Here is a 19,219-nt window from a genome sequence, read left to right as displayed (position 1 = left end):
GGTGTAATTGATCGATGGTGTAATTGACCCATTGTGTACTTGTTCCATGGTGTAATTGTTCATGGTGCAATCGGTAAACCGCAGACACATTGACTGCTTTTTCTTCTTTAGAGCCATAACGTGTAATAACGAGGCTGAGAGATCTTTTATGTTAGAACCTACCGCGACCGAATATACCTTGTCTGAAAATAATTTATTGGCAGACCCTGCTGTGCAAACGGAACAACCAGTAACGAATAAAATTAATCTGCTGGATTTGAATCGTCAGCAACTGCGTGAGTTTTTTATCAATATGGGTGAAAAGCCCTTTCGTGCCGATCAGGTGATGAAGTGGATGTACCACTATTGCAGCGATGACTTTGAGCAAATGACCGATATCAACAAGGTCTTGCGTAATAAGTTGCAGGCTGTGGCTGAAATCCGCGCACCTGAGGTGGCAGCGGAACAGCGCTCAGCAGATGGCACCATCAAATGGGCATTAAAGGTAGGGGATCAGCAGGTTGAAACGGTCTATATTCCAGAGGCCGACCGCGCGACGTTGTGCGTCTCTTCCCAGGTAGGTTGTGCACTGGAATGCAAATTCTGTTCAACGGCGCAGCAAGGGTTTAACCGTAACCTGCGGGTGTCGGAAATCATCGGGCAGGTTTGGCGTGCAGCTAAAATCATTGGTGCCCAGAAAGTGAGCGGCCAGCGCCCCATTACCAATGTGGTGATGATGGGGATGGGCGAACCGCTGCTCAACTTGAATAATGTGGTGCCAGCGATGGAGATCATGCTGGATGACTTCGGTTTTGGCCTGTCCAAGCGTCGTGTTACGTTGTCCACTTCAGGCGTGGTGCCCGCGTTAGACAAGCTTGGGGATATGATTGATGTGGCATTGGCTATTTCGCTGCATGCGCCGAATGATACTATCCGTGATGAAATCGTACCGATTAACCGTAAATACAATATCGACGCTTTTCTGGCCGCCGTTCGCCGTTATTTGGCTAAATCCAATGCCAACCAGGGGCGAGTCACTGTAGAGTATGTAATGTTGGACCAGATCAACGACAGTACCGATGATGCGCACCAACTGGCGGAAGTGTTGAAAGATACCCCGTGCAAGATCAATTTGATCCCTTGGAACCCATTCCCTGGGGCACCTTTTGGACGCAGCTCGAATAGTCGTGTCGATCGTTTCTCCAAAGTATTGATGGAATACGGTTTTACGACTATTGTTCGTAAAACCCGTGGCGATGATATCGATGCGGCCTGTGGTCAGTTAGCGGGGGAAGTGATCGATCGCACCAAGCGTACCCTGAAAAAGAAAATAGCCGGGGAACCTATCAACATACGAACGGTCTGACCCTTGTCACATTATTTTTTGTTATCTAATAGCCTGCTATGCTTGTACTAATCTAGCGGGCGAACAGATGGCATCAGGTAAGGGAATAAGTACAAGCATGAAGCTGAAATTGTTGAGTGTGTTATTGGCAACCAGTTTGTTGGTGGGTTGCTCAAGCTCGAAACCGGATCAAGACGAGCCTGACTCGGCAGCCGGCCAGACCCGTTTACAACTGGGGCTGGCGTATCTCCATCAGGGTGATATGCCGTCGGCGAGAAAAAATCTGCAAAAAGCGCTCGATGTGGCACCGCAAGATTATCGTACCCAGTTGGGTATGGCACTCTATAATCAGCGGGTAGCAGATAATGCTGCTGCGCAGCACTATTATCAGCAAGCGCTCAAGCTCGCACCAGGCAATGGCACAGTATTGAATAATTACGGTGCGTTTCTCTGTAGTTTAGGGCAGTATGTACAGGCTCAACAGCAGTTTAGCGCAGCGATGCAGGCACCCGATGATGGACAGGTTGCTGATAGCCTTGAGAACGCGGGTTATTGTTTCCTCAAGGCTGGGCAAACGGATGAAGCTCGTAAATTATTAACTCGAGCATTAAAGGTTGATCCCGATAAAGGTATTCCACTGTTGGTGGAAGCCGAGAAACAATTTGGAGAAGGGAATCGTGCACAGGCGCAAATTTTATTAGATAGTTATCAACATGTTTTGCCGGCCAGTGCCGACAGTTTATGGTTACAGATTCGTTTCGCCGCGTTAGCAGACCGTCAGGATAGCGTTCAACGCTATGGCAAACAGTTAGCGCGAAGTTTTCCACAATCCAAACAGCACCAGCAGTTCTTAGCTAATGAATACTGAAGACTCTCAAGATAAAACTGTACCTATGACGACAGGCCAGCGTTTGCGTCAGGCCCGTGAACAACTCGGCCTGAGCCAACAGGCGGTTGCAGATCGCCTGTGTCTAAAAAACTCTACCGTGCGCGACATCGAAGAGGATAACCTCTCAGCCGATCTGGCTTCGACGTTTGTGCGTGGTTATATCCGTTCCTATGCCAAGTTGGTGCATTTACCAGAAGATGAACTGTTACTCGCGCTAGGTAAACAGGCGTCATCCAAAGTCACTAAATTGCCTCATATGCCAGGGCTCTCAATGAACAAGCGTCGCAAGAAACGTGATGGTTGGTTGATGAGCTTTACTTGGCTGGTGGTGTGTGTGGTAGTGGGATTGACGTTTGCCTGGTGGTGGCAAAATCATAAGGCGCAGCAGGAAGAGATCGCCGCCATGGTTGATCACTCTACGGCGCAACTTTCTCAGCGCGATAATGAAAGCCAATCTGCTGCTTCGGTTGACGGTAATGTGGATAACGGTACTTCAGTACTCGATCCCGATAGTCATGCAGCATCCGCAACCGATACGGCAACCTCTCAACCCGCAGTGGCGCCGGTGACGGCTCCTTTGGTGGCTACCCCTGGGACGACTAGCCCTCAGGTTGTGGCATCACAACCGAGTAATGTGGTTGCGCCAAGCCAAGCAACTATTCCGGGCCAGGCAACTATTCCGGATGTAACCACAGCTCCGGATGCAACCACAGCGACCTCTGCTACCACCAATCCACTACCTACTGGAGCGGCGACGGAATCAGTAGCAGATGCCAATGCGTTGGTGATGAATTTTTCTGGTGATTGCTGGTTGCAGGTGATTGACGCTACCGGTAAGTCATTATTCACCGGCGTCCAGAAAAGCGGTACCAGTCTAAATCTGGTGGGTACACCACCGTATAAATTGACTATTGGTATCCCGGCTGCGGTACAGATCCAATTCCAAGGTAATCCGGTGGATTTAAGCCGGTTTGTTAAGGCAAACCGTGTTGCTCGTCTGACGGTTCCAGAGCAGTAATTACGCGGTTATTGTTGTTAGAAATGCGCCGCAGTGGAGAGTGAGTGATGCATAACCAAACGCCCATTAACCGCCGTAAATCTACGCGTATTTACGTTGGTAATGTGCCTATTGGCGATGGTGCACCGATTGCCGTGCAATCGATGACCAATACCAGGACGACTGATGTTGCCGCGACAGTGGCTCAGATCAAAGCGCTGGAGCGCGTTGGCGTTGATATCGTCCGCGTTTCAGTTCCTACCATGGATGCAGCAGAGGCATTTCGCCTGATTAAGCAGCAGGTTAACGTACCGCTGGTGGCTGATATCCATTTTGATTACCGCATTGCTTTGCAGGTGGCCGAATACGGTGTTGACTGCTTGCGTATCAACCCTGGCAATATTGGTAATGAGTCGCGTATTCGTTCCGTAGTGGATTGCGCTCGTGACAAAAATATCCCGATCCGTATTGGTGTTAATGGCGGTTCGCTGGAGAAAGACATTCAGGAAAAATACGGTGAGCCCACGCCGGAGGCCTTGGTGGAATCTGCCATGCGTCATGTGGATATTCTTCAACGCCTCAATTTTGATCAGTTCAAAGTCAGTGTAAAGGCATCCGATGTCTTTTTGGCGGTACAGTCTTATCGCTTGCTGGCTGGTCGTATAGCTCAACCGCTACACTTGGGCATAACTGAAGCCGGTGGTGCCCGCAGTGGTTCGGTGAAGTCGGCCATTGGCCTGGGGATGCTGTTGTCGGAAGGCATTGGCGATACCCTGCGTATTTCCCTGGCGGCTGATCCGATAGAAGAAGTGAAAGTGGGTTTTGATATTCTGAAATCATTACGTATCCGTGCGCGTGGTATTAACTTCATTGCTTGCCCAACCTGTTCCCGTCAGGAGTTTGATGTTATTGCGACGGTTAATGCGCTGGAGCAACGTCTGGAGGATATCATTACGCCGATGGATGTCTCGATTATCGGTTGTGTCGTCAATGGTCCCGGCGAAGCGCTGGTGTCTACCCTAGGCGTAACCGGGGGGCACAATAAGAGTGGTTTCTACGAAGATGGCGTGCGTCAGAAAGAGCGCTTTGATAATGAACAGATGATTGACCAATTGGAAGCGAAAATTCGTGCCAAGGCAGCGATGCTGGATAACGCCAATCGTATAGTTGTCAACCAGTTGGATGAGTAGATAAGTGATAGGGGTTTTTCATCCGCGTTGAACAGTAGATGGTAAAGTCCCTATAATCAGGTTTATTTTGATCTAAACAGACAGAGAACTCACGTGGCAAAAAGCATTCAAGCCATTCGCGGCATGAACGATTACCTGCCGGAAGAAACGGCATTATGGCAGCGAATTGAAGGCACACTCAAGCAAGTGCTAGCCAGCTATGGATATAGCGAAATTCGTATCCCTATTGTTGAGCAGACTCCGCTATTTAAACGCGCCATTGGTGAAGTGACCGATGTTGTAGAAAAAGAGATGTATACCTTCGAGGATCGCAACGGTGAAAGCCTGACATTGCGACCTGAAGGAACCGCGGGCTGTGTTCGTGCCGGTATTGAGCATGGGCTGCTGTATAATCAAGAGCAGCGCTTGTGGTACGTCGGGCCGATGTTTCGCTACGAGCGTCCGCAAAAAGGGCGTTATCGCCAGTTTCACCAGTTAGGGGTTGAGGTTTTTGGTTTACCTGGGCCGGATATTGATGCCGAGCTGATTTTGCTGACCGCCCGTTGGTGGAAGGCGTTGGGGATTGCTGAACACGTCAAACTGGAACTGAACTCGATTGGTTCGCTGGAAGCGCGGGCCAATTACCGTGATGCGCTGGTGGCTTTTCTTGAGCAACATCAGGATCAATTGGACGAAGACTGCAAACGTCGCATGTATAGCAATCCACTGCGTGTGTTGGACTCAAAAAATCCGCAGGTGCAAGCCCTGCTTAATGATGCGCCATCTTTGGGTGAGTATCTGGATGAAGAGTCGAGAATTCATTTTGCTGGATTGTGTGAGCATCTACAGCAGGCGGGTATTCCCTATACAGTAAACCAACGTCTGGTACGGGGTTTAGATTATTATAATCGTACGGTGTTTGAGTGGGTCACCAATAGTTTGGGTGCCCAAGGTACGGTTTGTGCAGGTGGTCGCTATGATGGACTGGTGGAACAACTGGGCGGACGGGCCACCCCGGCTGTTGGTTTTGCCATGGGAATGGAACGTCTGGTGTTGCTGGTTCAAGCGGTGAACCCGGATTTCAAGGCGCCTGCCATCATTGATGTCTATGTCATCTCAAGTGGTGTCGGCACACAGAGTGCAGCGATGTTGTTGGCAGAGCAAGTACGTGATGCCATACCGCAGATTAAACTGATGACCAACTACGGCGGTGGCAACTTCAAAAAGCAGATCACCCGTGCTGATAAATGGGGTGCGCGCATTGCCCTGATCCTGGGGGAGAATGAAGTGGCGGCACAGCAGGTGGTGGTAAAAGACCTGCAAAGTGGTGAACAAGAAACGCTGGGGCAAAGCGAAGTCGCGATGCGCCTGGCTTCGATGTTAAGTTAAAGAGAGGGTCGCCGTGGAAGTCTATTCCAATGAAAACGAACAGGTTGATGCTTTACGACGTTTTTTTGTTGAAAACGGCAAAGCGTTGGCTGTGGGGGTTGTGCTCGGTATTGGTGCCCTGGTTGGTTGGCGCTACTGGCAGAATCACCAAAACACCAACATGATGGCGGCTTCTGAGTCTTATGAGCAGGCTATGACGGCACTGGCTTCCGGTAAAGCGGAAGAAGTGGCGGGAGCAGAAAAGTTTATCCAGGCTAACAGCAATAATTATGGTGTCTTTGCGGCACTGCAACTGGCAAGGAATTTTGCCGAGCAAGGTGATTTTGCTAAAGCAGAACAACAATTGGTTCTGGCACAAGGGCAGGCGAAAGATGAAAACCTGCAGGCATTAGTTAACTTGCGCCTGGCTCGCGTGCAGTTGCAGCAAAAAAAGCTGGATGAAGCACTGAAAACACTGGAAAGTGTAAAAGGTGCGGGTTGGGTGACTATGATGCAAGATGTGCGCGGTGATGTGCTGTTGGCAAAAGGTGATAGCAAGGGTGCACAGGAAGCTTATAGTAAAGGTATTGAATCAAATGATTCTCAGGCGCTTGTGCCAATAATGCGCATGAAGTTGAATAATTTGTCCAGCTAAGGGGAATTCCCATGCAATTGCGTAAAACACTCTTGGTCGGGCTGGTTTCCGTCGCCTTGCTGAGTGGCTGTTCACTGTTTGGTGGTGAAGAAGATGTTGTTGTCATGTCACCATTGCCAAAGGTTGAAAATCAATTCACACCAACCAAGACCTGGAGCACTTCTGTAGGTAGTGGCATCGGTGATTATTACTCCCATCTGCGTCCTGCTTATCAGGACAGTACCGTTTATGCGGCTGATCGTCGTGGTACGGTCAAAGCGCTGGATCTGGCTGATGGTAAAGAAAAGTGGAAGGTTGATCTTTCCGAGAAAACCAAGTTCTACACCCGCAATCAGCCTGCGCTGTTGTCCGGGGGCCTGACGGTTTCTGGTTCCAAGATTTATGTCGGCAGTGAGAAAGCCGTGGTTTATGCGCTGAATACCAGTGATGGTCAAGTTGCATGGCAAGCGAAGGTGGCCGGTGAGGCACTTTCCCGCCCGGTGGTTGCCGATGGTTTGGTGCTGATCCATACCAGCAATGGCCAACTGCAAGCATTGAACGAAGCGGATGGCACCATCAAGTGGACGGTTAACCTGGATGTTCCTTCATTATCACTGCGGGGGGAGTCAGCGCCAGCAACCGCATTTGGTGCCGCCATTGTGGGTGGTGACAGTGGCCGAGTGAGCGCCGTGTTGATGCAACAAGGGCAACTGATTTGGCAACAGCGTATATCCCAGCCCATGGGGGCGACTGAGATCGACCGCTTGAACGATGTGGATACCACCCCGGTGATTATTGAAAACGTGGTGTACGCATTGGGTTACAATGGTAGCCTGTCAGCGCTGGATCTGCGTTCAGGTCAGATCCTGTGGAAACGTGATATGGGCTCGGTGAATGATTTTATCGTTGATGCAGGCCGTATCTATGTCGTCGATCAGAATGATGCCGTGGTTGCACTGAGTACTCAAGGCGGTACCAACCTGTGGCGTCAGAGTGACTTGTTGCACCGCAATCTCACATCGCCGGCACTGATTAATGGTTATCTGGTGGTGGGTGATGCAGAAGGTTACCTGCATTGGATTAATACCACTGACGGCCGTTTTGTATCGCAACTTGAAGTGGATAGTTCAGGCTTCTTGTCAGCGCCAATCAACGCTGATGGCCGGTTGTTGATCCAGGCGCGTGGTGGCAAGGTTTACGCTTTTACGCGTTAAGCCGTCTATCGCCAAGTTTAATCACGCGGCAGTCTGAAAGATGACGTGAATAACGGCTCCTGATGTCAGGGGCCGTTTCGTATTTTTAAACTGTGCTGCCAATATCTATTCGGTTTTACAGTAACACATTGATTATTAAGTAATGAGGCTTCAACCATGATACCTGTCATCGCGCTGGTCGGGCGCCCGAATGTGGGTAAATCCACCTTGTTTAACCGTTTAACGCATACTCGCGATGCGTTGGTGGCGGATTTCCCTGGGCTAACGCGAGACCGTAAGTATGGTCGTGCTGAAGTAGAGGGTAATGAATTTATTGTTGTTGATACCGGGGGTATTGACGGAACCGAAGATGGTGTAGAAACCCATATGGCTAGTCAGTCGTTGCTGGCTATCGAAGAGGCAGACATCGTGCTGTTCATGGTGGATGCCCGTGCCGGGTTGATGCCAGCAGACCAGGGGATTGCTCAGCATTTGCGTAGTCGCCAGAAAGCCACCTTCCTGGTTGCCAACAAAACCGATGGTTTGGATCCCGATAGTGCCACGGCAGATTTCTATTCGTTGGGGTTGGGGGAGGTTTATGCGATTGCAGCCTCTCATGGCCGTGGGGTGACACAACTGATTGAACACGTCATGGTGCCCTTTGTTCCGCCAAAACCGGAACTCGTTGAGCTGAGTGAAGAAGAGGCCAATGCGGCTTATTGGGCAGAGCAAAATGGCGAGCTGACCGATGACGAAGGTGAAGAGCCGGAAGATGATTTCAACCCGCAAGACCTGCCGATCAAGCTGGCGATTGTTGGCCGCCCTAACGTCGGTAAGTCTACGCTGACCAACCGCATCCTGGGTGAGGAGCGTGTGGTGGTATATGACATGCCCGGTACCACCCGTGACAGCATCTATATCCCGATGGTACGTGATGAGCGTGAATATGTGTTGATTGATACTGCCGGGGTGCGAAAGCGTGGCAAGGTGACTGAAACCGTCGAGAAATTTTCGGTAATCAAGACACTGCAAGCGATCGAAGATGCCAACGTAGTGCTGTTGGTCATTGATGCCCGCGAAGGTATTTCCGATCAGGATTTATCACTACTTGGTTTTATCCTCAATAGCGGGCGTTCGCTGGTGATTGCTGTCAATAAATGGGACGGCATGAGTGAGGAAGACCGGGAACATGTTAAAGAGATGCTTGATTTGCGTCTGGGCTTTGTCGACTTTGCCCGGGTGCACTTTATCTCTGCCCTGCATGGTAGCGGTGTAGGCAACCTGTTCGAATCGGTACAGGAGGCTTACGAGTGTGCTACCCATCGGGTTAATACCTCAATGCTGACCAAGATTATGCAGATGGCGGTTGATGACCACCAGCCACCGTTGGTACGTGGCCGCAGGGTGAAACTGAAATATGCCCATGCGGGTGGATATAACCCACCGATTGTGGTGATCCATGGTAATCAGGTCAGCGAATTGGCAGACTCCTACAAACGCTATCTGATGAATTACTTCCGCCGTTCATTGAAAGTGATGGGCACACCAATTCGCATCCAGTTCAAAGAGGGGGATAACCCATTTGCTGGTAAGCGTAATACCTTGACCCCTAATCAGATGCGCAAACGTAAACGCTTGATGAGTCACTTGAAAAAATCAAAATAAGACAGTAGAGCAGCAATCTTAAGGCATCAACACCTGAGATTGCTGCCGCTTGCAGAGTGACAGGTATATCATTTGCCAATGAGTTTTTCTTGCTGACTTAGCTAAGGAACGCCATGTCTTGGGAAATATGGAGTTTTGCATTTGGTGTTACCGTACCGAATCTGTTGATGTTATTGCTAGGTATCTGGCTGCGTCATCGGCGAATAATGGATGATTTTTTTATCGATGGGGCAACCAAGCTGGTATTCAACTTGGCGTTACCCTGCCTGCTGTTTTTTAGTATCGCCAATAACCATCCTCAGCTACGTGATAATTTGACCCTGGTGATTTTTGGTGCAGTGGGAACCATCGGGACCTTCCTGTTACTGGAATTTTCTGCCAAGTGGCTGGTGAAAAACCCTTGTGAACGTGGTGTGTTTGTACAGGGCGGGTTCCGTGCCAATAACGCGATTATTGGCCTGGCTTATGCCATAACCGCCTATGGAGAGCAGGGGAAGGCCATTGCCCCGATGTATCTTACGGTCACTGTTGTTTTGTATAACGTCCTGTCGGTTATTACCCTGACGCGCAGTTTGCAGGGGGGGCCAGGGCAGAAGATCAACACCCTCGCACTGTTGCGCAGCATTGTGAAAAATCCGCTGATCTTAGGCCTGCTCAGTGGGGTGGCCTATGCACAGACTGGGCTGGGTATGCCGCAATTTATTCAACAAACCGGCAGCTATATTTCTGGTCTTTCATTGCCACTGGCGCTGTTATGCACCGGTGCCAGCCTTGATCTACGAGCCATGTTCCGCACTTCCAATGTCGCAGTGCTTTCATCATCAGCGAAACTGTTTTTGATACCATTACTGATGACCGTCGGTGGGTGGCTGTGTGGTTTCCGTGGGGCAACATTGGGCATTATCTTTATGTTTTCGGCTTCTCCCACCGCCGCTGCCAGCTATGTAATGACCCGAGCGATGGGGGGCAATGCCACCTTGGCAGCAAATATTATTGCCATCACCACAGTGGGTTCATTCTTTACTACCGCCTTGGGGATCTATTTTTTACGCTCTTGGGGGCTGATTTAACTTTTACCCTGATAGCGTTGCGTTGAACGACACCATGAGTCTTGCGGTGATTGCTGGCGTGGTGATGTATTGGTAAACCAGGAGGAAAAATGGACGTTTTATGCCCCGCTTGTGGCCAGCCGATGAATTGGGTCGACGGCGATTATCATTGTCAAATTTGCCAACGTTACTATCGGCAGATTGCTGAATGCCCCGACTGCGGGCAACCGTTGCAGCAATTGAAGGCGTGTGGGGCGGTGGACTACTTATGCCAACAGGGCCATGGCTTGATTTCAAAAAAGCGCGTGAAGTTCAGCTACCAACCCCTCTGAGAGTATTAGTCATCGTAGAGTCGATTATGGTGGGTACTCACAGCAGGTGACACTTTATTCGGGCTCAGGCGTTTTACCGAATCCCGCACCACCAAACGCCCGTGCAGTAACAAATTGCAGGGGGGAGCATTTGGGCGCAACATCCGCCGCTGTAATAGTGCAATCGCTTCAGCACCCAGTTCATCGCGAGGAACATGGACCGAGGTCAGCGCGATATTATGGACCTCAGCCAGGTTGAAGCCGTCGGTACTCATAACGGAAATTTTTCTTGGCACATTGATATTCATCTTTTCGAGTGCATTTACCACGCCCACCGCCATATAGTCACCACCCACCAGAATGGCTGTGGGCAATTGTGCCGGGTCGCTAATCCCATTAATAAATGTGGTTACTGCCTGTTCCGCTTCTTCACTACCAAAGCCAGAGGTGGTGACCAGATGCTGACTATCAATAAAGGGAACATTATGCCGCGCGTAAGCCTGTTTGATCCCCACCAGACGGAGCTCCATGGTATTACGCCGCAAGCATTGCAGATTGAGAATGCGGCTATGCCCTTGCTGGAACAGATAGTTGGCAGAGTACTCGCCAATTAATTGATGATCTGGGGAAACACTATCCAGGCGCATCTGGTGGTCACTGCAATTGATCAGAATACAGGGTTTATTCAGATCGGCCGCCAGCGTATGGATATGTTCATCATCAATACCGATCAGTAACACCGCTTCCGTTTGCGGATCGTTCATTTTCTCTAGAAATAGAGCACTGTTGCTTTGTTCCTCCTCCAACCCGTAATAGCGGATCCTGACATCATGTTCAGCCAGCGCGCTGGCTATTCCCTGGATCACTTTGTAGTAGAAAATGTCGCTACGCACATCAAAAGCACGTTGTGGGGCAAACACCGCCAGGTTATTCAACATCAACCTGCCGTTGGAGATCCCCTGCAAAATACCATTTTGTTGGGCACAGGCCAGCACCTGTTGCCGAGCTTTAGGGCTGGTATTGGATTTCCCTGCCAATACACGTGACACGGTACTGATGGAAAGCCCAGTTTGCCGGGCGATTTCTTGTATTTTTAATTTTCCATTCATTTTGTGATTCCGCTCAAATTAGTTGATGAAAATATTTTCACGAAAAAAATTTATTATAAAGAAGCGACTTATAAGCACGATGGCAATACTTTACTTGATTTGTGAGAATTTTTGCAAAAATTACTATTTCACTCATAGACCTCACTGGTTAGTCTATTTGGCAGGCTAAATTTATCAGCCCAGGTTTTGAAACTGAATGGCAATTTAAATGCGATTAAATCAAAGCCTGGTAGAAAAAATGGTGCTATCTCTTTGCGATTCGCCACAAAAATGCTGCCAGTAGCGGTGAAATTAACCGTGACAGCAGCGGAAAAACGCATTGTTGCCATGGGCTTTTTGACCTGGTTGGTTTGATCGCGGAACGTGGCAAAAAACCTTCACCTACTCTCTAAGTTGGATTGATATGAAAACGTTAAAAACTTGGACGCTAGCCGGGCAATATGCCGACCGTATTGAACTGCTGGTCGATAAACAGCATCTATTGTGTCTGTATGTACTGGAAAACAATCTATTTCGCGTACTGATTAAGTGCCACGGTGAGCTGGCGCTGGATCGTACCTGGAGCATTGCACCGCAACAAGATGTCCCTTGGCAAGGGCGTGATCGCCAGAGTGTGGACGGCTTTACCTTACCGGGTTATCAGTTGCAACAGCATAAGGAAAGCCTGAGCGTCGCCACCGCGAAACTGCGTGTTACGGTACATCAGCCGCTGTGGCTGGAGTGGGAATATTGCAATGATGCCGGTGAGTGGCAACCGTTGGTGGCTGACCGCCCAACCAGCGCATATCTGCTCAACGCTCATGGTGACGGTGTCGCGCATTATCAGCGCCGTTACAAAAATGAGCGTTACTACGGGCTTGGGGAAAAAGCTGGGGACTTGGAGCGGACAGGGCGCCGTTTTGAGATGCGCAATCTGGATGCGATGGGTTATAACGCAGCCAGTACCGATCCACTGTACAAACATATTCCCTTCACCATTACTCGCCGTGATGATGTCAGCTTTGGTTTGTTCTATGACAACCTGAGCAGTTGCTGGTTGGATTTAGGTAATGAGCTCGACAACTATCACTTGGCTTATCGCCGTTATCAGGCTGAAGCTGGGGACCTGGATTATTATATGTTCCTCGGGCCTAAAGTATTGGATGTCACCAAAGCCTTTGTCCGCTTGACCGGTAAAACCCTGTTTGGGCCGAAGTGGAGTTTGGGTTACAGCGGTTCCACCATGCATTACACCGATGCCCCAGATGCTCAACATCAGCTGCAGCAGTTTATTAAGTTATGCCGTGAACATGCGATCCCTTGTGATTCGTTCCAGCTCTCTTCCGGTTATACCTCGATTAATAACAAGCGTTATGTCTTTAACTGGAACTACGACAAAGTGCCGCAGCCGAAAATGCTTAGCAAAGCATTCCACGATGCTGGGTTAAAACTGGCGGCCAATATCAAACCTTGCTTGCTACAGGATCACCCGCAATATCAGCAGGTGGCTGATCAGGGCTTGTTTATCCGTGACTCGCAAAGCGACACGCCTGAACGTTCAGTGTTCTGGGATGATGAAGGTTCGCACCTGGACTTCACCAATCCTGAAACGGTGCGCTGGTGGCAGAAAGGGGTTACCGAACAGTTGCTGGAAATGGGCATCGACTCCACCTGGAACGATAACAACGAATATGAAGTGTGGGATGGTGAGGCACGCTGCTACGGTTTTGGCAAACCGATTGCCATCAAACATATTCGCCCGGTGATGCCGTTACTGATGATGCGCGCGTCAATGGAAGCACAGCAACAGTTCGCACCAAACTTGCGTCCTTACCTGATTTCCCGTTCTGGTTGTGCGGGGATGCAACGCTACGTGCAGACCTGGAGTGGTGATAACCGTACCAATTGGCAAACTCTGCGTTACAACATCCGTATGGGGGTGGGCATGAGTTTATCCGGGTTATATAACGTTGGGCACGATGTTGGTGGGTTCTCTGGTGATAAACCTGATGCGGAACTGTTTGTACGCTGGGTACAAAATGGTGTGATGCATCCCCGTTTCACCATCCATTCATGGAATGATGATGCGACGGTTAACGAGCCATGGATGTATCCCACTTCAACGCCGATGATTCGTGATGCGATTAATCTGCGTTATCAACTGATGCCGTACTTCTACACCCTGTTGTGGCAGGCTAGCGCAGATGATGAACCGATGTTACGTCCGACCTTCCTCGACCATGAACATGACCAGAATACACTGCGTGAGACGGATGACTTCTTAATGGGCCGTGACCTGCTGGTAGCCAGTGTGGTTGAACCCGGGCAACGTCAGCGTGAGGTGTATCTACCGGATAACACCGATGGCTGGTACTGCTTCTACAGCGGTCAGTGGTATAGCGGTGGTCAGACTATTGTGGTGGATGCGCCTTTAGAACGCTTACCGTTGCTGGTACGTGCTGGGGCCGGATTGCCGATTTCTCACTACTTGGGCCATGTGGATACTGCTGCCGATAATTACCGTGAACTGCGGCTGTTCCCAACCAAGGGCACTGGGCGTTCTGCGGGGCTGCTATTTGAAGATGATGGCGAGAGCCATGGTTGGCAGCAAGGCAATGCGTTGTGGCTGCGTTGGCAGGCAGTGACTGATAACCAACGTATTGAGTTGACCTTTACCACTGAAGGCCAGTTCAAGCCGACATGGCAAACGCTGAATATTGTTTTACCTGCGGGTGAAACCCGTGAGCTGTGGGTTAATGGCGCTCGCTGTAACAGCTATACGTTGTAATTGATGTTAGACCCTGCCGTTATTTAAAAACGGCAGGGGTTACTGCTATTCACGCCGCTCGCTGCCTTTACCACGTCGCTTCTTGGTGACGTTGATGGTTTTTATCTCGCTTTCCAGCCAACCATCCTGCAACTGTGTTTTCACTAACTCACCCACTTGCGCCTGCTTGGTGGTTTTCAGTAAATCGCCACCCGGTGTTTGCGTTACGCTATAACCACGAGACAAAGTGGCCAGTGGGCTGACGGCTTCCAACTGGCTGCAAGCAATACCAAACCGTTGACGATAAGTATTAAGCTGCTGCGCCATGCCTTGCCGTAACTGATAGGCCTGCTGCTGAATACGTTGCTGTAACCGGTGTATGCTACCCGTTGGCTGTTGTTGCCGCAGACGCTGTTGCAATTGTTCACTGCGGCGTGAACAGCCGCGCAACTGCCACTGCATGGCTTCTTGCAAGCGCTGTTGTAATTTAAAGAGCCGCGTTTGTTGCCGTGCCAGACGCAAATGCGGGTGTTGCTGCTGCAACCGATGATGAAGGCGGGTGAACTGCTGTTGTCGCTGTGCCAGATAGTAGTCCAGAGCCATTTCCAGCCGTTGCTGTTGTGATTGCCATTGGCGTAATAGCTCCAACTGATTGCGGCTGATCAACTCGGCGGCGGCGGAAGGGGTGGGGGCGCGTAAATCAGCGACAAAATCGGCGATAGTGATGTCGGTTTCGTGCCCAACCGCACTGACAATGGGAATATGGCTGGCAAAGATCGCCCGTGCGACACGTTCGTCGTTAAAGCTCCACAAGTCCTCTAGTGACCCGCCCCCACGGCCGACGATCAACACATCACATTCGTTGCGGCGGTTAGCGGTTTCAATGGCACTCACAATCTGCAATGGGGCTTCCGCGCCCTGTACCGAGGTGGGGTAAATGATAACCGGTAAAGACGGATCGCGGCGTTGCAATACTTGCAGGATATCATGGAGCGCAGCGCCACTGGCTGACGTGATCACCCCAACACATTTGGCCGGGCTGGGTAATGCTTGCTTGAACTGCTGCTCAAACAGCCCCTCTTCAGACAGGCGCTGTTTCAACTGCTCGAATTGCTGCTGTAACAAGCCATCCCCTGCGGGCTGCATACTTTCGGCAATCAGTTGATAATCCCCACGGGGTTCATACAACGTAATGCTGGCACGCACCAGAACCTGTTGGCCATTTTGCGGGCGGAAGGTAGTACGGCGGTTGCTGTTGCGGAACATGGCACAACGCACCTGGGCACGCTCATCTTTCAACGTGAAATACCAGTGACCAGAGGCGGGCTGAGAGAAGTTGGAGATCTCGGCGGAGAGCCAAATCTGGCCCATTTCCATTTCCAATAGTTGCCGAACCGTCTGATTAAGGCGGCTTACGGTAAAAATTGAGGGTGCAGTAGGTAGCGACATGTGAGCCAGATCAAATTTCAAAACAGAGACTTAATCGGTTGATACTACCTTGCATTGCAGGGTAATCAAGAGTTTTTATCAGAAAATGCTGGAGGCAATCGGTTACGTTCTGTATAATGCAGCGGCAATATTTTATCTTTTCCCCAACCACCTTGGTGAGATATTGCCCATGCTACGTATCGCTAAAGAAGCTCTGACGTTTGACGACGTTCTCCTGGTTCCAGCCCATTCCACTGTTCTGCCTAATACTGCCGATCTTGGCACTCAACTGACTCAATCTATCCGCCTAAATATCCCTATGCTGTCAGCAGCAATGGATACGGTTACCGAATCCAGCCTGGCCATTGCATTGGCACAGGAAGGTGGCCTGGGTTTTATTCACAAAAATATGTCTATCGAGCGTCAGGCGGAAGAAGTTCGCCGTGTGAAAAAGCATGAAAGCGGTGTGGTGACTGACCCACAAACCGTTACACCGAATACCACGCTGGAGGAAGTGAAAGCCCTGACCGCACGTAACGGTTTTGCCGGTTATCCGGTGGTGACGGACGGTAATCAACTGGTTGGTATTATTACTGGCCGGGATGTCCGCTTTGTTACCGATTTGACCCAACCGGTGACGGCGGTGATGACACCGAAGGAACGTTTGGTGACCGTCAAAGAGGGGGAAGCACGAGACGTCGTTCTGCAGAAAATGCATGAAAAGCGTGTTGAGAAAGCCCTCGTGGTGGATGATAACTTCCGTCTGCTGGGTATGATCACGGTAAAAGACTTCCAGAAAGCAGAGCGTAAACCGAATGCCTGTAAAGACGAGCATGGGCGTTTACGTGTCGGTGCTGCGGTGGGTGCCGGTGCAGGTAATGAGGAACGTATTGATGCGCTGGTTGCTGCCGGGGTGGATGTACTGCTGATTGACTCTTCCCATGGTCACTCCGAGGGGGTGTTGCAGCGCATTCGCGAAACTCGCGCCAAATACCCAGAGCTACAAATTGTTGGCGGCAACGTGGCGACATCCGCAGGGGCCAAAGCATTGATGGATGCCGGTGTTAGCGCGGTAAAAGTGGGGATTGGCCCAGGTTCTATCTGTACCACACGTATTGTGACTGGCGTAGGGGTTCCGCAGATCACCGCGATTGCTGATGCGGTAGAGGCGTTGCAAGGCAGTGGTATCCCGGTGATTGCTGATGGCGGGATCCGTTTCTCGGGTGATATTGCCAAGGCGATTGCTGCCGGCGCATCTTGCGTGATGGTCGGTTCCATGTTGGCGGGGACAGAAGAGTCGCCTGGGGAAATCGAACTCTATCAGGGGCGCTCATTCAAATCTTACCGTGGCATGGGCTCTTTGGGGGCGATGTCGAAAGGTTCTTCCGACCGTTACTTCCAGACTGATAACGCTGCTGATAAACTGGTACCGGAAGGTATTGAAGGCCGTGTGGCTTACAAAGGTATGTTGAAGGCTATCGTGCACCAACAGATGGGAGGCTTGCGTTCCTGTATGGGATTGACCGGTTGCGCCACCATTGATGAACTGCGTATCAAAGCTGAATTTGTGCGCATCAGCGGTGCAGGTATTCAGGAAAGCCATGTGCATGATGTGACCATTACCAAGGAAGCTCCTAATTACCGCATGGGCTAATATTTCGCCCATTCGTGCAAGAAGCGCCTAGGGGGGAGGGAGTTCCTTCCTCATCCTCAATGTGCTCTTTGCCCTTTTTTCTGTTGCTGGAATTTGCCTCACATGACAAAAAACATTCATAAGCATCGCATTCTCATCCTGGACTTCGGTTCGCAATATACCCAGTTGATAGCACGCCGTGTGCGTGAAATTGGCGTTTACTGTGAATTGTGGGCCTGGGATGTGAGCGAAGAACAGATCCGTTCATTCAACCCGAGCGGCATTATTCTCTCTGGCGGCCCGGAAAGTACCACTGAATTTAATAGCCCGCGCGCACCAGAATATGTCTTTACTGCTGGAGTCCCGGTACTGGGGGTTTGCTATGGTATGCAGACCATGGCGATACAGTTAGGTGGCCATGTACAGGGTTCAAACGAGCGTGAGTTTGGCTATGCACAGGTGGAAATCACCAGCGCCAGCGCCTTGACTCGCGGTATTGAAGATGCCATCAGCCCGGCAGGCAACCCATTGCTGGATGTATGGATGAGCCATGGCGACAAAGTGACGGCTATCCCGTCTGATTTTGTCACTGTTGCCAGCACCGATACCTGCCCATTTGCCATTATGGCCAATGAAGAAAAACGTTTTTATGGCGTGCAATTCCACCCGGAAGTGACCCATACCCGCCAGGGCCAGCGCCTGCTGGAACGTTTTGTATTGGACATTTGTGGTTGTGAAGCGTTATGGACACCTGCCAGCATTATTGACGATGCCATTGAGCGTATTCGCCAGCAGGTAGGGGACCAGCATGTGATCCTCGGCTTGTCCGGTGGTGTGGATTCTTCGGTTACCGCCATGCTGCTACACCGTGCTATCGGTAAACGCCTGACTTGTGTGTTTGTGGATAACGGCCTACTGCGTTTGAACGAAGCGGAGCAGGTGTTGGAAATGTTCGGCGACCATTTTGGCCTGAATATTGTTCATGTTCAGGCAGAACAACGCTTCCTGAGCGCGTTGGCTGGCGTTGATGAGCCAGAAGCCAAACGTAAGATTATTGGCCGGGTGTTTGTTGAACTGTTCGATGAAGAAGCCTGCAAACAAAGCCAGGTGAAATGGTTGGCACAGGGCACCATCTACCCGGATGTGATTGAATCTGCCGCTTCTCTGACTGGCAAGGCTCATGTGATCAAATCGCACCACAACGTGGGTGGCCTGCCGAAAGAGATGAAACTGGGTCTGGTTGAACCGTTGAAAGAACTGTTCAAAGACGAAGTGCGCAAGATTGGCCTGGAGCTGGGTCTGCCATACAACATGCTTTATCGCCACCCATTCCCTGGCCCAGGTTTAGGGGTGCGCGTGTTGGGTGAAGTGAAAAAAGAATACTGCGACCTGCTGCGTCGTGCCGATGCAATTTTTATCGAAGAACTGCACAAAGCGGATCTCTATAACAAGGTCAGCCAGGCATTCACCGTGTTCCTGCCAGTACGTTCGGTAGGGGTCATGGGGGATGGTCGTAAATATGATTGGGTAGTTTCCCTGCGGGCAGTAGAAACCATCGACTTTATGACTGCGCATTGGGCACACCTGCCGTACGAATTCCTCGGCCGGGTCTCCAACCGTATCATTAACGAAGTCAATGGCATTTCCCGTGTGGTTTACGATATCAGTGGTAAACCACCAGCGACAATTGAATGGGAATGATCA

At 50.5% G+C, this 19,219-nt stretch carries 16 protein-coding genes; 14 read left to right on the top strand and 2 right to left on the bottom strand.

Annotated elements, in window-relative coordinates; translation table 11 throughout:
- Nucleotides 1–148 precede the first annotated feature (148 nt).
- The 10 genes from rlmN to AC2A06_RS10805 all read left to right on the top strand — a co-directional run bounded on the left by rlmN (nucleotide 149) and on the right by AC2A06_RS10805 (nucleotide 10,620).
- On the top strand, nucleotides 149–1,345 hold the full coding sequence (gene rlmN / locus AC2A06_RS10850; RefSeq protein ID WP_473197150.1) for a dual-specificity RNA methyltransferase RlmN: 1,197 nt from the start codon (nucleotides 149–151) through the stop codon (nucleotides 1,343–1,345).
- Between the two features lie 97 nt (nucleotides 1,346–1,442).
- Nucleotides 1,443–2,192: a type IV pilus biogenesis/stability protein PilW gene (gene pilW, locus AC2A06_RS10845; RefSeq protein ID WP_473197151.1), complete on the top strand. Its 750-nt coding sequence runs from the start codon at nucleotides 1,443–1,445 to the stop codon at nucleotides 2,190–2,192.
- Nucleotides 2,182–3,231, top strand: a complete 1,050-nt coding sequence (gene rodZ / locus AC2A06_RS10840; RefSeq protein ID WP_484380278.1) for a cytoskeleton protein RodZ — start codon at nucleotides 2,182–2,184, stop codon at nucleotides 3,229–3,231. The genes pilW and rodZ overlap by 11 nt, the downstream gene beginning before the upstream one ends.
- A gap of 47 nt (nucleotides 3,232–3,278) precedes the next feature.
- Nucleotides 3,279–4,400 carry a flavodoxin-dependent (E)-4-hydroxy-3-methylbut-2-enyl-diphosphate synthase gene (gene ispG / locus AC2A06_RS10835; protein ID WP_473197153.1) on the top strand — a complete coding sequence of 374 codons (1,122 nt, stop codon included), beginning with the start codon at nucleotides 3,279–3,281 and terminating at the stop codon, nucleotides 4,398–4,400.
- 93 nt (nucleotides 4,401–4,493) lie between these two features.
- Nucleotides 4,494–5,768, top strand: a complete 1,275-nt coding sequence (hisS, locus tag AC2A06_RS10830) for a histidine--tRNA ligase (protein ID WP_484380277.1) — start codon at nucleotides 4,494–4,496, stop codon at nucleotides 5,766–5,768.
- 13 nt (nucleotides 5,769–5,781) lie between these two features.
- Entirely contained in the window at nucleotides 5,782–6,402 is a 621-nt protein-coding gene (locus AC2A06_RS10825) for a YfgM family protein (protein ID WP_473197155.1), read from the top strand.
- Nucleotides 6,403–6,413: 11 nt separating this feature from the next.
- Nucleotides 6,414–7,595, top strand: a complete 1,182-nt coding sequence (bamB, locus tag AC2A06_RS10820; protein WP_023489170.1) for an outer membrane protein assembly factor BamB — start codon at nucleotides 6,414–6,416, stop codon at nucleotides 7,593–7,595.
- Between the two features lie 156 nt (nucleotides 7,596–7,751).
- Nucleotides 7,752–9,239, top strand: coding sequence for a ribosome biogenesis GTPase Der (gene der / locus AC2A06_RS10815; RefSeq protein WP_484380276.1), 1,488 nt, complete (start codon nucleotides 7,752–7,754; stop codon nucleotides 9,237–9,239).
- 113 nt (nucleotides 9,240–9,352) lie between these two features.
- A complete protein-coding gene (locus AC2A06_RS10810; RefSeq protein WP_484380275.1) occupies nucleotides 9,353–10,309 on the top strand; it encodes an AEC family transporter in 957 nt (318 codons plus the stop codon).
- An 89-nt stretch (nucleotides 10,310–10,398) separates the two neighbouring features.
- Nucleotides 10,399–10,620 carry a zinc ribbon domain-containing protein gene (locus AC2A06_RS10805; RefSeq protein ID WP_484380274.1) on the top strand — a complete coding sequence of 74 codons (222 nt, stop codon included), beginning with the start codon at nucleotides 10,399–10,401 and terminating at the stop codon, nucleotides 10,618–10,620.
- Between the two features lie 5 nt (nucleotides 10,621–10,625).
- On the opposite strand, the gene AC2A06_RS10800 is transcribed toward AC2A06_RS10805, so the two are convergent.
- On the bottom strand, nucleotides 10,626–11,708 hold the full coding sequence (locus tag AC2A06_RS10800) for a LacI family DNA-binding transcriptional regulator (RefSeq protein ID WP_484380273.1): 1,083 nt from the start codon (nucleotides 11,706–11,708) through the stop codon (nucleotides 10,626–10,628).
- 186 nt (nucleotides 11,709–11,894) lie between these two features.
- On the opposite strand from AC2A06_RS10800, the gene AC2A06_RS10795 reads away from it, so the two are divergent.
- Together AC2A06_RS10795 and AC2A06_RS10790 are read left to right on the top strand one after the other, a co-directional pair.
- Nucleotides 11,895–12,062, top strand: coding sequence for a hypothetical protein (locus AC2A06_RS10795; RefSeq protein WP_484380272.1), 168 nt, complete (start codon nucleotides 11,895–11,897; stop codon nucleotides 12,060–12,062).
- Nucleotides 12,063–12,111: 49 nt separating this feature from the next.
- Nucleotides 12,112–14,475, top strand: a complete 2,364-nt coding sequence (locus AC2A06_RS10790) for a glycoside hydrolase family 31 protein (RefSeq protein ID WP_484380271.1) — start codon at nucleotides 12,112–12,114, stop codon at nucleotides 14,473–14,475.
- Between the two features lie 45 nt (nucleotides 14,476–14,520).
- Here the strand turns inward: AC2A06_RS10790 and xseA are convergent, their stop codons facing one another.
- Nucleotides 14,521–15,903, bottom strand: a complete 1,383-nt coding sequence (xseA, locus tag AC2A06_RS10785) for an exodeoxyribonuclease VII large subunit (RefSeq protein ID WP_484380270.1) — start codon at nucleotides 15,901–15,903, stop codon at nucleotides 14,521–14,523.
- Nucleotides 15,904–16,072: 169 nt separating this feature from the next.
- Between xseA and guaB the strand changes: the two genes are divergently transcribed.
- A complete protein-coding gene (gene guaB, locus AC2A06_RS10780) occupies nucleotides 16,073–17,536 on the top strand; it encodes an IMP dehydrogenase (protein ID WP_484380269.1) in 1,464 nt (487 codons plus the stop codon).
- 102 nt (nucleotides 17,537–17,638) lie between these two features.
- Nucleotides 17,639–19,216 carry a glutamine-hydrolyzing GMP synthase gene (guaA, locus tag AC2A06_RS10775; protein WP_484380268.1) on the top strand — a complete coding sequence of 526 codons (1,578 nt, stop codon included), beginning with the start codon at nucleotides 17,639–17,641 and terminating at the stop codon, nucleotides 19,214–19,216.
- Nucleotides 19,217–19,219: the final 3 nt, after the last annotated feature.

Source organism: Serratia sp. HNCC26DJ244 (assembly GCF_057180565.1).
The sequence above is the reverse complement of the archived record's forward strand: the minus strand, read 5'-3'. Positions and strand labels throughout refer to the sequence as shown.

What these genes read in the sequence shown, in the direction of transcription:
- rlmN (WP_473197150.1), top strand. Translation starts at nt 149, where the DNA reads ATGTTAGAACCTACCGCGACCGAATATACCTTGTCTGAAAATAATTTA.
- pilW (WP_473197151.1), top strand. Translation starts at nt 1,443, where the DNA reads ATGAAGCTGAAATTGTTGAGTGTGTTATTGGCAACCAGTTTGTTGGTG.
- rodZ (WP_484380278.1), top strand. Translation starts at nt 2,182, where the DNA reads ATGAATACTGAAGACTCTCAAGATAAAACTGTACCTATGACGACAGGC.
- ispG (WP_473197153.1), top strand. Translation starts at nt 3,279, where the DNA reads ATGCATAACCAAACGCCCATTAACCGCCGTAAATCTACGCGTATTTAC.
- bamB (WP_023489170.1), top strand. Translation starts at nt 6,414, where the DNA reads ATGCAATTGCGTAAAACACTCTTGGTCGGGCTGGTTTCCGTCGCCTTG.
- der (WP_484380276.1), top strand. Translation starts at nt 7,752, where the DNA reads ATGATACCTGTCATCGCGCTGGTCGGGCGCCCGAATGTGGGTAAATCC.
- AC2A06_RS10810 (WP_484380275.1), top strand. Translation starts at nt 9,353, where the DNA reads ATGTCTTGGGAAATATGGAGTTTTGCATTTGGTGTTACCGTACCGAAT.
- AC2A06_RS10805 (WP_484380274.1), top strand. Translation starts at nt 10,399, where the DNA reads ATGGACGTTTTATGCCCCGCTTGTGGCCAGCCGATGAATTGGGTCGAC.
- AC2A06_RS10800 (WP_484380273.1), bottom strand. Translation starts at nt 11,708, where the DNA reads ATGAATGGAAAATTAAAAATACAAGAAATCGCCCGGCAAACTGGGCTT.
- AC2A06_RS10790 (WP_484380271.1), top strand. Translation starts at nt 12,112, where the DNA reads ATGAAAACGTTAAAAACTTGGACGCTAGCCGGGCAATATGCCGACCGT.
- xseA (WP_484380270.1), bottom strand. Translation starts at nt 15,903, where the DNA reads ATGTCGCTACCTACTGCACCCTCAATTTTTACCGTAAGCCGCCTTAAT.
- guaB (WP_484380269.1), top strand. Translation starts at nt 16,073, where the DNA reads ATGCTACGTATCGCTAAAGAAGCTCTGACGTTTGACGACGTTCTCCTG.
- guaA (WP_484380268.1), top strand. Translation starts at nt 17,639, where the DNA reads ATGACAAAAAACATTCATAAGCATCGCATTCTCATCCTGGACTTCGGT.